This window comes from Rhodoblastus acidophilus, from assembly GCF_025961575.1.
Lineage (GTDB): Bacteria > Pseudomonadota > Alphaproteobacteria > Rhizobiales > Beijerinckiaceae > Rhodoblastus > Rhodoblastus acidophilus_C.
The window spans coordinates 1-11,974 of record NZ_JAOQNX010000055.1 but is presented as its reverse complement, the minus strand read 5'-3'; the positions used below and the strand labels follow the sequence as shown (position 1 = coordinate 11,974).

Genomic DNA, 11,974 nt, shown 5'->3' with positions numbered 1-11,974 from the left:
GCAACTCGTTACGACAAGCGAGCCGACAACTTTCTCGCAGGCGTCAAGCTCGCTGCGTTTCGCATATGGTGCCGGTTTAATGAGTCGATGACCTAGACTGGGATAGCCCAAGACGAATTGCGGAAATGCGGTACCCAACCCGCGGATAAGAGCATGATCAACCGTCGTCTTCAGATGCCGTAATGGCCCCGGCCTGAGCCTCTGGTTTAGGACGGTGGCTGTCCCCCGTATGATGAGGAACGGGGTCCTGGTTAGCGCCGGCCCCAGGCATCGGACGGAGGACAGCCATGGAATATTATGCCGGAATCGACGTTTCTTTGGAACTGTCGAGCGTCTGCATTGTCGACGCCAAAGGCAAGATTGTGAAGGAAACCAAGGTCGAAAGCGCCCCAGACTCCCTGATCGCCTTTCTGCGGGGGCTCGTCATGCCGATTGATCGTATCGGCCTTGAGGCCGGGCCGTTGTCGCAATGGCTGTATGCCGGATTGACGAAATCCGGCTTCGAGACGGTTCTTTTGGAGACGCGGCATGTGAAGGCTGCGCTCTCGGCGATGACGGTGAAGACCGACCGCAGGGATGCGCGTGGCATCGCCCAATTGCTCCGGATGGGTTGGTTTCGGCCGGTTCATTGCAAATCGATTGGCTCGCAGGAAGTCCGGGCGCTGCTTGTCGCGCGCAAACTCCTGCTCGGCAAATTGCTCGACGTGGAAATCAGCATCCGCGGAATTTTGCGCGGGTTCGGCCTGAAGATGGGCTTGGTGACGCGAAAAAGCTTCGAATCGCGGGTGCGCGAACTGTGCGCCGGCCAGATGATGCTGGAACAGATTTGCTCGGCGATGCTGGCGGCGCGCTCGTCGCTGCTGGCGGAGTACAGCAAGCTCCACAAGGAAATGTTGTCGATCGTCCGCAAGGACGAAGTTTGTCGACGTCTGATGACGACGCCGGGCGTTGGGCCGCTGGTGGCGATCACGTTCAAAACAGCAGTCGACGATCCAGAGCGGATCAGCAAATCCAAAGCTATCGGTCCCTTGTTCGGGCTAACGCCAAAGAAATATCAATCCGGGGAGACCGATGTGACCGGCGGCATCTCTCGCGTCGGCGACGGAATGGTGCGCACCGCGCTCTATGAGGCGGCCAATGTCCTTCTATCGCGCGTGACGCAATTCTCAGCGCTCAAACGGTGGGGAATGGATCTCGTCAAACGGCGCGGGGCGAAACGTGCCAAGGTCGCCTTGGCGCGCAAGATCGGCGTGATCCTGCATCGTATGTGGATCGATGGGACGAACTTCCGCTGGACCAAAGAGGCTCCAAAGACTCTGCAACTCGCCCGCGCCTGAGCCGATTGAAAATGGAATTCGAAACGAGCTGAACGAAGCCCGTTTCGTCCGAAGTCCCGTCGCTGGGACGATGGAGCCGGTGAAGCCGCGGGACGGGCAGTGGCCGACAAATCGTCGGATCACGCGTTATCAGATTGGCTCGCCGTTTCCTCGGATGGCATGATGTGGCGGCCTGCGTGTCGACCACGGACGGAAGGAAGAGACCGGCGGCGTCGACAACGGAAACAGCCAACACGCGCCGCGTTCGCTACGGCGCGATGATAAGCGCGCTCACGCGGCGCGCCAAGAATTGAAGAGGTTCATAGGAGGGACTTGACACCGAGGGGGCCATTACGGAAGGCCCGTCCCGTCTCCTCGCTGTCGAACGATTGAACCTGCGCGAAGGCGCCGGCGTGGACCGTTTGACCCGGGTGCTTGACCACGGTCATAAGAGTGGATTGACTCCAACGCTTGGAACCCTCTGTTCCGTGCGGCGATGATGGCGTCGGGATCGGCCCGCCAGACGAATGGCTTTGGCATGTGGTTGTGTTCGTCGATAAGCGGTTGATGGCCGCCTGAAGATCGACGACCGAGCGAAAGACGCCATATTGCAATCGGCGACGCGTGAGGATGGCGAAGAAGCCCTCGACGGCGTTCAGCCATGAACTCGATGTTGGCGTGAAGTGGAACGTCCAACGTGGGTGACGATTCAACCAGGCCCGAACTTTTTCATGCTTGTGGGCGGCATAGTTGTCGAGAATGACATGAACGATCTTCCCGGCAGGGATGTCGCGCTCAAGGGCGTTGAGGAAGCGGATGAACTCCTGATGCCGGTGGCGCTGCATGTTCCGCCCGAACACTTCGCCGGTCAGCACCTCGAGGGCCGCGAACAGGGTGGTCGTGCCGTTGCGCTTGTAATCGTGCGTCAGGGTGGCGCCGCGTCCTTTCTTCAGCGGCAGCCCGGGCTGTGTTCGATCAAGGGCCTGGATCTGCGATTTCTCGTCGATGCTGATGACCAGAGCGTGCGCCGGCATGGCCACAACCATCGAGGTCTTGTCATCGGCGATGGGCGGTCTCCCAGGCGGTCGAGTCTTGTCGCGCAACAATCCGTCGACGCCTTCGTTCATGAAGCGCGCCTGCCACCGCCACACGGTCGTCTTCGCCGTCTCGGTCGCCGCCATGATGGCGGACGTTCCTGCGCCGTCCGCGCTCATCAAAACAATACGGGCTCGCCAAACGTGTTTCTGCGGCGTATTGCGATCAGCAACCAGGGCTTCGAGACGACGCCGATCGGTCTCGGCGAGAGTGATGAAAATTCCAGTGCGCATGGCCCATACTCGCAAAAGCCTGAGCCTCGGGGAATCCTCTCGCGGACTCTTCCGTTTCGGTCAATCCACTAGGAGCGTGTCCAGATAGTCGTTTTGCCGGCTGCCGTTTTGCGGTTGGCCGCTCAACTCGCCTTTGCGAGCTTGGTGATGTTGTGGGCGGTGCAGATGAGCGCCCATTCGGCCTTCACCGCGTGGAGGCCGCGCAGCAGGAATTGTCGAAAGCCGCGCGCTTGCTTGATCTGCCCAAACACGGGTTCGACGATCTGCTTTCTCAAGCGATACCGACTGCGATGGCCCGCGCGTTTGAGTTTCTGCCGCATTTTCTGCGTGAGCGCGCCGCCTATCCGTCTTGTGACTTCAGCTGGGCGCTTGGCTCGGCCGGTCGCGACATAAGCCTCGACCTTGCGCTCGGCGAGCGCCGCGAGATTGGCTTCGCTGCAATAGCCGGCATCAGCTGAAACTTCTCGCGGCTTGCGCCCGAAATTGGCGATCGCCTGGTCGACGAGAGGAACCAACTGCGGGCAGTCACTCATGCTCTGTGTCAGCCCGTGCGCCACGATAATTTGCGCTGCGCCATCGACCGCCGCCTGCGCATTGTAGCCTTGAATGAAGCCGTCCTTGGTCAGGAGCACGCGGCTGTCGGGGTCCGTGAAGTTGCGCTGCGCCTTGGGGGCGGGCTCGTTCGATGGTGGGCTGGGCCGCGGCGCCGAGCGCTTGCGGTTCTCGGCCTGGCGTTTCTCTTCCGCCGCGCGCTCTGCTTCGGCCTTCGCCGCTGCGACGGCGGCAGCTTCTTCTTCGAGCGCTTGCTTGGCCTCTCGGATTTTGGCCAGGCGTTTCTGCTTGTCGGCGATCCAATCGGGCGTCTCGTCGCCGCGCCGGCTGGCGCCATGGAGCTTGTCCTCATCAGCGTCAGCCGCTTCGGCGGCCGCAAGCCAGCCATCGACCTCGGCCTGCAACTCCGCCTCGCGCGCCTTCATGCGCTCGTAGCTCATCGCCTTGTGCTTGGAGGCGTTCGCCTTGATCTTGGTTCCGTCGAGCGCGACATGCCCGAGCTTGGCCAGCCCGGCCTTCTGAGCCAGCTTCAGCACCTGCAAGAACAGGTTCGCCAGCGCCGTCAAATGCCGTTTGCGGAAATCGGCGATGGTGCGGAAATCGGGCCCGTCGTGCGCGACGATCATCATGAAATCAACGCGCTCGACGCAGGCCTTGGCGATGCGCCGCGAGGAGTAAAGTCCGGAACAATAGGCGTAAAGCAGAAGCGCGGTCATCAGGCGGGGATCGAACGGCGGCTGGCCGAGCGCGCTCTTGTAGGCGCCGACGATCTCCGACAGATCGAGGCTCTCGCGCACCAGCGCGACCACGAAATGGGCCAGGTGATCCGCCGGCACGTAATCCGAAACCGCCGCCGGCAGCAGTTGAGTTTGATCAATCTTCCAAGGCCGAAACGTCTTGCTCATGCCGATTAAGGAATCAGATTCGGTCAAAAAGCGCCACGACTACTCGGACACGCTCCTAGGCGCTGCTCGCCGGTGCGTCCGTCAGGCCGCACCGGCGTCGCGATGCTGGAGAACGCCATGCCAACAATCGCGGCGATCTCGAACCGGTTCAGCGCGCGATATCAGACCGGGCTGACGGCGCGGCGGGCTTCGGCGAGCAATTGGACAATGGCGCTTTCATTGCGCGCGTATTCCCCCTCGCCGAAATGGCGGCTGCGAATGCGGCCTTGCGCATCGACGAAATAAAAGGCCGGCCAATATTGATTGCCGTAGGCGCGCCAGATCGCGTAATCATTATCGAGCGCTACCGGGTAGGAGATGCCGAATTTCGCCACGGCGCGCCTTTCAACTCTACGCCTGCGCCATCGTCGCCGCCCTGGCCGAACGCAATGCGATTGATCCGTCGCGCGTCGTCGCATGGGCGCGCTTCTTCGCCGAACAGGTCGCCGCGAATAAGACGCATGACGAGCATGAACAAGTCGCAGCCGCCGTGCAGGCATTCGCGGATGGACTGGAAAGTGTGTGCACCATTCCGTCAGGGACTGGCCGGGCGTGACGCCCGCGCACGTGGCGCCGCTAACAGTACGGCAGATTGTCGTTTTCCGCCCAAGCATGCGATGACGCCGGAGAAAGCCGGCGAGCTATGGTCATGGCCTCTTGAACATCGCTGTCATGGCAGAAAAGAACGTCGAAACTGCCGGCGTCCGCAATATTTTCAATGGCCCCAGCCCAAACGACGCGGCAATTTTCGACGGCCACAAACTCGCCAGGAGTTCCGTGGGGAGACGTTTTGACTTGAACGTGCGTCATGGTGTTGAGCCTTTCGTTATGAATTTCGAATTGCTCAAATCACGTCACCATGTCTTTCTTAAGTCTCACCCCCAGCCCCGCTGCGGGAATTGGCTCTGAAAACCGCCGTGCGATCAATTTACCTCAGCCAAGCAGACGCCAGCGCCGCGCCCGTTCTCGGATTCGATAAAGACAACGCCCTGAGCTTCAAGGGCAGACTGGATTGCCGCCAGATTGCTTGCTGTGGGAGTACGCCGGCCTTTCTCAAAATCGACAATTACATTGCGAGATACGTTGGCCTGCTCGGCCAAAGCAGCCTGATCGAGTTCAACGAGCGCCCGAGCGGCTCGAGATTGAGCCGGCGAAATCGGCGTTACTCTGCGCATTGTGTTCACCGCTGCCCTTAAGAATGAGCATGCTGCCTAAATGAGACTGACGAACACTCTAAACGCTCTCCATTCCATTTTGTTGATAATGCCGATAGGCCGAAGGAAGAACAGGCGATAACTTCCAGACGCGTCACGGATAGATAAGCCTTCCTGGATCGCGCGGCGCTGGCGCCCGCCATGCGCTCCAAATGGAAAACGCCCGCCAGTGGGCTGACGGGCGTCCCGTTTTATTCCGTCGAGTAAGCGAGTGACCACCTCGACGGAATAATCGTCGCAGGCGAGGCTTGCGCGAGGCTCGCAGTGTCAGAAACGCAAAAAAGCCCCGCCAGCCGAAGCCAGCGGGGCCCGTTCCCCTTCGTCCGCGCTTGCGTGAGCCCCGGGAGGATGGAGGCGGCGCGAACCTATGAACGGGCGACAGGCCCGAAGCTGTTTCTCGGCGATGCGGTCGGTTCGCCCGCCAAGCTTTGATGAGGACGCCTCGACGCGATCTTCGACACCGTCTATGCGACTCGATAAACGCGCCATCGCCGCCAATTCGAGACGTGGAACAAAATGCTGAGTAGCATGCAATTTGAATGCCGCTAGATCGGCCGCGACCGTCTCGGCGCTCCGGTAACGCCACGTTCGCACTGGATCAGGCCGCCCTTGCCCTTTTAGCTGTTGCTCGTTTGTGGGTGCGGATGTTTTTTAGAGCGCGCTCTATGTGCTCAAAGGACCTCAGTAGCGCGGCGGCGTCAGAAATCCCAGCCTGCAACTCGGCTCTGGCGTAGAGCAGATTAATTTCAGCAAGATCAATGTACTTATCGCGCGCATCAGTTTCCATTAAGTGCTCTCCCGACGCAGGCTTATGCAGTGTTTTTAACCGTTCTTGCCTGCCTTGATTCGACCATGGAGAACTATGGATATACCATCCCAAATTACGCAAAAACTAAACTTAAGTACCTATGAATTCTTGGCTAATTCTGCATATGCATTTCCAAAAATTAGGCGTCCAGGTCATAATCACAAACGGTTTAAGCCATTGGCTTTCCTCAACCTCATGCCCGCCCCGCCGGCGTTCTCGGGGATGAAGACGGCGCCGGCCTATTGAACAATGCCTTTCTTGAGGCGCACGCCTGCACCGCTTCCGTTTGCCGGAATGAACTCGACGCCAGCGGCTTCGAGGGCACGCTGCATCGCCTCCATGGTGGCGTTCCTCGGTGTTGCGGCGGCACTCTCAAATTGGCGAACCGTCACGACGCCGACGCGCGCAGCTTCGGCTAGGTTCTTTTGCGACCAATCGAGAAGGCCACGTGCGGCGCGGCATTGTGCTGGGGTCATCATGCCGCTTGATAGCATGACACATTCTTTTTCGCCAGAACCATCTAAAAAAGATTGAAACACCTTTTGCATCGTTTAAGGTCGCAAGCGTCGAAAACCGACAGCTTACGATGAAGGGTGAACGATCCGTTCGCCTCGGCGTCGATTAACCCTCTGAATTGCCTCATTCCTCAAATCTGAGGAATGCCTCAGTTTTAGTTCAACCAACGAGTACGACCATGACCAACGCCTCTCCGGCGAACGATACCGCTTTGCCTAAAGACACCCCTGTCACGGCAGAATTCGCCGCAGCCCTGGAATTTGAGCCCTGGGATGATCCGGAGAACGGCTGGTGCCCGCCGACAAATGCCCAACGGAATGAAATCGGCAAATGGCTTCTGCCCAACGTCCGGGCCGCTTGGTTCATGATGTTCAAAACGAACGCCGAACTCGTCGAAATGGTTGAAGCCTTGGAGCGCGATGAAATCCTAATTGAAACGATGGATAGGTTTCTCGAAGCAGAAGAAACGGTGAATGGATTACAGCAAGTCTTGCGCGCCGCCAGCGGTCGCGTGGCCTGCGCTTGCGCCATCATTGAGCTGAGGGACGGCAAAACGGTAGGGGGCGACGATGACCAACGGTGAAAAAGATGCCCGGAAAAGGCGCCTAAACCAAATCGATCGGCTCATCGGGGTTTCGTCCGAGATGCTCGACATCGAGCCGGCGATTCACGCCCTGCCTTGCCGGGAAACCGGCCTGAAGCAGGTTCTCACCGGCCAGATTTTTTTCGCGACGCAAAATCTGCTGGCCGTCATCAACGAGATGATCGCAGAAGCTCGCGCCAGCAAACTGGAGACGACCAATGCAAGATAACCGCGGCCCGCGCATTCGCTTTTTCGATGATCTCGGCGACATTCAGCGTTCGGCCTATATTGCCGACGCCCTCGTCAGCGAGGGACTTGATGTCTCCCGCGCCGTCAACATCGACGGCGAGACATACACGTTCCATTTCCAGAAGGATGGAATTGAGGCGCTGCTTTTTGCCGTGCGCGATCTTTATGACCGCGCTTACAGGCTTGCCAACGCGGCTTCTCCGTCGCCTTCCTCACCGCCGCGAGCCTCGCCCGCCAGTTGATGGAAGCCCGCGACGAGCGCCGGCTCGGCCGGCTTCAGGCCCAGCTCGCCGCGGTCCAAATTGCTGATCGTCGACGAACTCGGCTATGTGCCGCTCTCTCAAACCGGCGCCGAGCTGCTGTTCGAAACCTTCAGCCAGCGTCATGAGCGCGGCTCGACCATCGTCACCTCGAACCTGCCGTTCGAGGAATGGACCAGCATCTTTGGCAAACCAAGCATTACACGCTGCCCCTATTGCCGACGGGCTTATATCTCACGTCACGATCACGAACCGGCGGCACGGCCTCGCGGGCCAACGTCTTGAGGTTGTTTCGCTGCATTCCCGGCGTGGTCGGACATTTGTGGTGGTTCGGTTGTCTGACGGACGCCAGCGTTCCATTCTGCGCTCGTCGACGGACCTGGCAAACGTCTCTCCGCCGGGACTGACTGCATCGAACCCGCTGGCGCGGGTCAGCGTGCGCACGCTGCTCACATTGCTGCGCCATTTGAACTGCACCGTGGCCTCCCGGATCGAGGAGGTGATTCGTGATGAACATTCGGCCGAATCTGAACCGCGTTGCGTTGGGGGAGACAGCCACCAAGACTACGGGTCCGGCCGGAGCGAGGCCGCAGCGCCTCTGGACCAGCCTGCCGGTGGAGACGCAAAGGCAGTTGGCGCAGAGCGTCGCGCGACTGCTGCTGGCGATGCGATCGGCGCCTGGGCTGGTCGGGGCGGATCGACATGCTGACCGCGCCCAATGATGCGGAGGGGCGCATCACGGTCGAGCATCGCGGCAAGCTCGCCTACATCTATGTCCGCCAGTCTTCCGTGAACCAGGTGAGGCATCATCAGGAAAGCACGGAATTGCAGTATCGTCTGGTCGACCGCGCCATCGCCCTCGGCTGGCCTCGCGAGCGCGTGCACGTTATCGACGAGGACCTCGGCAAGTCTGGCTCGGGCGCCGTCGAGCGTGACGGCTTCAAGAAGCTGATCGCCGAGATCGGGCTGGGAAACGCGGGGCTGGTCATCAGCCTCGACGCCTCTCGCCTTGCCCGCAACAACCGTGATTGGCATCAACTGCTCGATTTGTGCTCGCTCTTTGGCGTCATCATCGCCGACGGCGAACGGCTCTTTGATCCCTGCGCCTATCATGACCGCCTGCTGCTCGGACTGTCCGGCATCATGAGCGAAGCCGAGTTGCATCAGATCAAGCAGCGCCTCCACCAAGGCGAGCGCCAGAAGGCGGCGCGCGGCGAACTGCGCTTGAGCCTGCCCGCCGGGCTGGCCTATGATCGCTCGGGCCGGATCACCCTCAATCCCGATGAGGAGGTGCAGGCCAGGCTTGGCCTGGTGTTCGCCAAGTTCCGCGAGCTTGGGACGGCGCGAGCGGTCATGCGCTATCTGCGCGAGCAAGACCTCATGTTGCCACTGCGCCCGCTTGTCGGACCGGCGCCGCAGGATGTGGCATGGCAGGAGGCGACCAATCCGCGGGTCCTCAGCATTCTCCACAATCCCGGTTATGCTGGAGCCTATGTCTATGGTCAGCGCCGTCAGGAGGGCGGCCGGGTCCGCCACGGTGTTCATCACCCGCGAACGGCCAAGGTCGCGATCGCGGACTGGGAGGTCTGCCTCAAGGCCGCCCATCCCGGCTACATTGACTGGCAGGAGTTCGCGGAGAACCAGAGGCGATTGATGAACAACGCCAGCCGCTACGAAGCCGGTCATTGCGGCGCGCCACGCAAGGGATCGGCGTTGCTGCAAGGCATTGCGGTCTGCGGGCGCTGCGGTCGGCGCATGAACCTGCGCTACAGCGGCCCTGCGGGCGACCATCCCGTCTATCCTTGCCGCGCCGACCGCGTCCAGGATGGAGGGCCGGTGTGCCAGGAAGTGCGCGCGTTGACCGTCGACGCGGAGGTCGAACGCCTCCTGCTCGATGCCCTGACGCCGAACAGCATAGCGATCGCCATCGCCGCCCTCGGCGAGATCGAGCAAGAAGCCCGTCAACTTGAGCGCCAATGGGCGTTGCGGCGCGAACGGGCGCGCTATGAGGCGGAACGGGCGCGGCGGCAATATGATGCTGTCGAACCGGAAAACCGCCTGGTGGCCCGTTCGCTGGAGCGCTGTTGGGAAGAGAAACTTCGGGCCTGCGAGGCGATCGAGCAGGATTACGAACGCTGGCGGCAGAACGAACCATTGGTCCTGAGCGAGGCTGACCGTCAGGGTCTGCTGTCGTTGGGCCAGAACCTGCCAGGGCTCTGGCATGCTCCCTCGACCGCCGCGGCCGAGCGCAAGACGATTTTGCGCCTCATCATCGACGAGGTCATCCTCGACCAGAAGCGCCTACCCGGGCAGGTCTGGATGAAAATCGTCTGGCAAACCGGAGCGACCAGCGAACACCGACTGCAAAGGCGCGTTCGCTCCTACGGCGACTACATCGACATCGACACGCTGAGAGAGCGCGTGACGAAACTCAACGCCGCGGGCAAGATGGACCAGGAAATCGCCGCAACGCTAAATGCGGAAGGCTTCATCGGCGCCAGCAACCGCCCTTTCAAAGGCGGCAACATCTGGATGTTGCGCCAGCGCTGGGACATTCCGACCGTCAAAATCAACGGCGCCGGGGTCAATCCAGACCGATGGCCTGACGGCGCCCATTCTGTCCAGGGCGCCGCCACCGCGCTCGGCGTCACGTCGCAAACCGTCTTCAAATACCTGGCCCGCGGCCTGCTCAAAGGCCGGCAATCGACCAAGTGGCAGCCGTGGCAGATCGAACTTACGGACGAACAGATCGAAGCCCTGCGCGCTCGCGCGCAACGCAACAGGCGATCGAGGAGAAAGGCATCATGACATCATTGGTGATCAGGGCCTGACCGGCGCTCTGCTCGACCGCCTCACCCATCACGTCCATATTCTCGAAATGAACGGCGAGAGCTATCGCCTGCGCCAATCGAAAGCGCGTCAGCGCCGCAAGCCCCAGCCGTCAGAGCCCGCGCCCCTCGCCGAACCTGACGCAAACACCGGCGCCTGACATCATCGCGCCGCGCCTCCTGGAGACGGAGTCCGCCCCCCTGCGCAACCTGACCAGCTCCGGCGGGCGGACGCCTCGCATCCTTCGCTCGCCCCGCACCCGAATGGCCGACTTTTACTCCGCCCCGCTGGCCGGTTTTTGCTCCGCCGTTGACATCGCAGCGTCGAAAAAGTGAGCGCGCGGAGCTTCGACTGTCGAAAGGACGCATAGCGCTTTCCCTTGTCATCGATGATGAGATGGCCGTGCTCGTCGCGGAAGTGCTTGTCAACGGACTCGTTAAGCGGCGAGGCCAAGCGCCAGGCTGACATGGGTCTTGCCCGCGCCGCTGGTGCCAAGAGCGATGATGTTCTCGCGCGCCACGACATATTCGCAGCGGGCAAGGTCCAGCGCCAGCGGCTTATTGAGGGATGGAATGGCGGCGAACTCGAACGTGTCGAAGCTTTTGACCGCCGGGAATTTGGCGGCGCGGATGCGGCGCTCGACCATGCGCCGTTCGCGGTCGATCAGTTCGAGTTCGGCTAGGCGCAGCAGATAGCGGGGATGGTCGAGGCCCTCGCGCGCGGCTTGAGCGGCGACATGATCGTATTTGCGCAGGAACGTCGGCAATTTGAGCTGGCGCAGGTGATGCGCGAGCAGAACCTGGGGCGGCGCGGGATTGGGCGCGGAGGAAGCGGTCATGCCGTTCCCCCGGAAACGAGCGCGGCGTAATCGGCGGCCGATGTCGTTTTGACCGTCGGCGCCGGCAGATAGGGGTGGACGGACAGATCGAGACGGGCCGGCCGGCGCTCGACTTTGGCGACAGCGAGCTGCTTGACCGCGTCGAAGCTGACGGCGCCGAGCCTGATGGCGTCGGTCGCAGCGGCGGCCACGATCGCTTCGGGGAAAACCTCGATCAACCGCAAGGCCTGGATGAACTCGCGCTTGCCGCGATTGCCCATGCGCGCCTCCAGAATGCGGCAGGTCGAAACAGAAGATGTGCAGCTTCATGCGAACGCCGCCGATGACGCCCCAGCTTTCGCCGAAATCGACCTGGGCGTGGCCGGGCGGATGCGCCAGGGGAATGAAAACCTCGCGCGAACGCGCCCGCTTCAGCCGCACGTAATCCTTGACCACCGTATAGCTGCCCGTTGACGAAGTCGGCTGGCGCTGATTCCCTTGAGTCACGTAAACTCGACGGGGTTTTTGGCGATGGCGATGAGGCGGGACGAGGGCGTT

The 11,974-nt window shown here is 61.2% G+C and carries 9 protein-coding genes and 6 pseudogenes; 7 read left to right on the top strand and 8 right to left on the bottom strand.

The genetic code is table 11. From position 1 onward, the window contains the following. Positions 1–287 precede the first annotated feature (287 nt). Entirely contained in the window at positions 288–1,337 is a 1,050-nt protein-coding gene (locus M2320_RS22830; protein ID WP_264599266.1) for an IS110 family transposase, read from the top strand. 330 nt (positions 1,338–1,667) lie between these two features. Here M2320_RS22830 and M2320_RS22825 read toward each other — a convergent pair. The 6 genes and pseudogenes from M2320_RS22825 to M2320_RS22800 all read right to left on the bottom strand — a co-directional run bounded on the left by M2320_RS22825 (position 1,668) and on the right by M2320_RS22800 (position 6,710). Continuing rightward, positions 1,668–2,644: pseudogene (locus M2320_RS22825) on the bottom strand (IS630 family transposase). 122 nt (positions 2,645–2,766) lie between these two features. Then, positions 2,767–4,101 carry an IS1182 family transposase gene (locus tag M2320_RS22820; RefSeq protein ID WP_264599265.1) on the bottom strand — a complete coding sequence of 445 codons (1,335 nt, stop codon included), beginning with the start codon at positions 4,099–4,101 and terminating at the stop codon, positions 2,767–2,769. 185 nt (positions 4,102–4,286) lie between these two features. Continuing rightward, a pseudogene (locus M2320_RS22815) lies at positions 4,287–4,484 on the bottom strand (cytochrome c biogenesis protein DipZ); the annotation flags it as partial. Between the two features lie 579 nt (positions 4,485–5,063). Then, a complete protein-coding gene (locus M2320_RS22810; protein ID WP_264599264.1) occupies positions 5,064–5,315 on the bottom strand; it encodes a helix-turn-helix domain-containing protein in 252 nt (83 codons plus the stop codon). A 637-nt stretch (positions 5,316–5,952) separates the two neighbouring features. Beyond that, positions 5,953–6,141, bottom strand: coding sequence for a hypothetical protein (locus M2320_RS22805; protein ID WP_264599263.1), 189 nt, complete (start codon positions 6,139–6,141; stop codon positions 5,953–5,955). A gap of 260 nt (positions 6,142–6,401) precedes the next feature. After that, entirely contained in the window at positions 6,402–6,710 is a 309-nt protein-coding gene (locus M2320_RS22800) for a helix-turn-helix domain-containing protein (RefSeq protein WP_319801467.1), read from the bottom strand. Positions 6,711–6,856: 146 nt separating this feature from the next. On the opposite strand from M2320_RS22800, the gene M2320_RS22795 reads away from it, so the two are divergent. The 6 genes and pseudogenes from M2320_RS22795 to M2320_RS22770 form a co-directional block, all read left to right on the top strand. Further along, a complete protein-coding gene (locus tag M2320_RS22795; RefSeq protein WP_264599262.1) occupies positions 6,857–7,261 on the top strand; it encodes a hypothetical protein in 405 nt (134 codons plus the stop codon). Further along, positions 7,248–7,490: a hypothetical protein gene (locus M2320_RS22790; RefSeq protein ID WP_264599261.1), complete on the top strand. Its 243-nt coding sequence runs from the start codon at positions 7,248–7,250 to the stop codon at positions 7,488–7,490. The genes M2320_RS22795 and M2320_RS22790 overlap by 14 nt, the downstream gene beginning before the upstream one ends. Next, on the top strand, positions 7,480–7,752 hold the full coding sequence (locus M2320_RS22785) for a hypothetical protein (RefSeq protein WP_264599260.1): 273 nt from the start codon (positions 7,480–7,482) through the stop codon (positions 7,750–7,752). The genes M2320_RS22790 and M2320_RS22785 overlap by 11 nt, the downstream gene beginning before the upstream one ends. Continuing rightward, positions 7,686–7,974, top strand: a pseudogene (locus tag M2320_RS22780) (ATP-binding protein); the annotation flags it as partial. The gene M2320_RS22785 and the pseudogene M2320_RS22780, both read left to right, overlap by 67 nt. A gap of 498 nt (positions 7,975–8,472) precedes the next feature. After that, positions 8,473–10,578, top strand: coding sequence for a recombinase family protein (locus tag M2320_RS22775; protein ID WP_264599259.1), 2,106 nt, complete (start codon positions 8,473–8,475; stop codon positions 10,576–10,578). A gap of 13 nt (positions 10,579–10,591) precedes the next feature. Next, positions 10,592–10,759 (top strand): annotated as a pseudogene (locus M2320_RS22770) (ATP-binding protein); the annotation flags it as partial. A 279-nt stretch (positions 10,760–11,038) separates the two neighbouring features. On the opposite strand, the pseudogene M2320_RS22765 reads toward M2320_RS22770, so the two are convergent. Both M2320_RS22765 and M2320_RS22760 read right to left on the bottom strand, forming a co-directional pair. Continuing rightward, positions 11,039–11,437: pseudogene (locus M2320_RS22765) on the bottom strand (ATP-binding protein); the annotation flags it as partial. Beyond that, positions 11,434–11,712: pseudogene (locus tag M2320_RS22760) on the bottom strand (IS21 family transposase); the annotation flags it as partial. The pseudogenes M2320_RS22765 and M2320_RS22760, both read right to left, overlap by 4 nt. Positions 11,713–11,974: the final 262 nt, after the last annotated feature.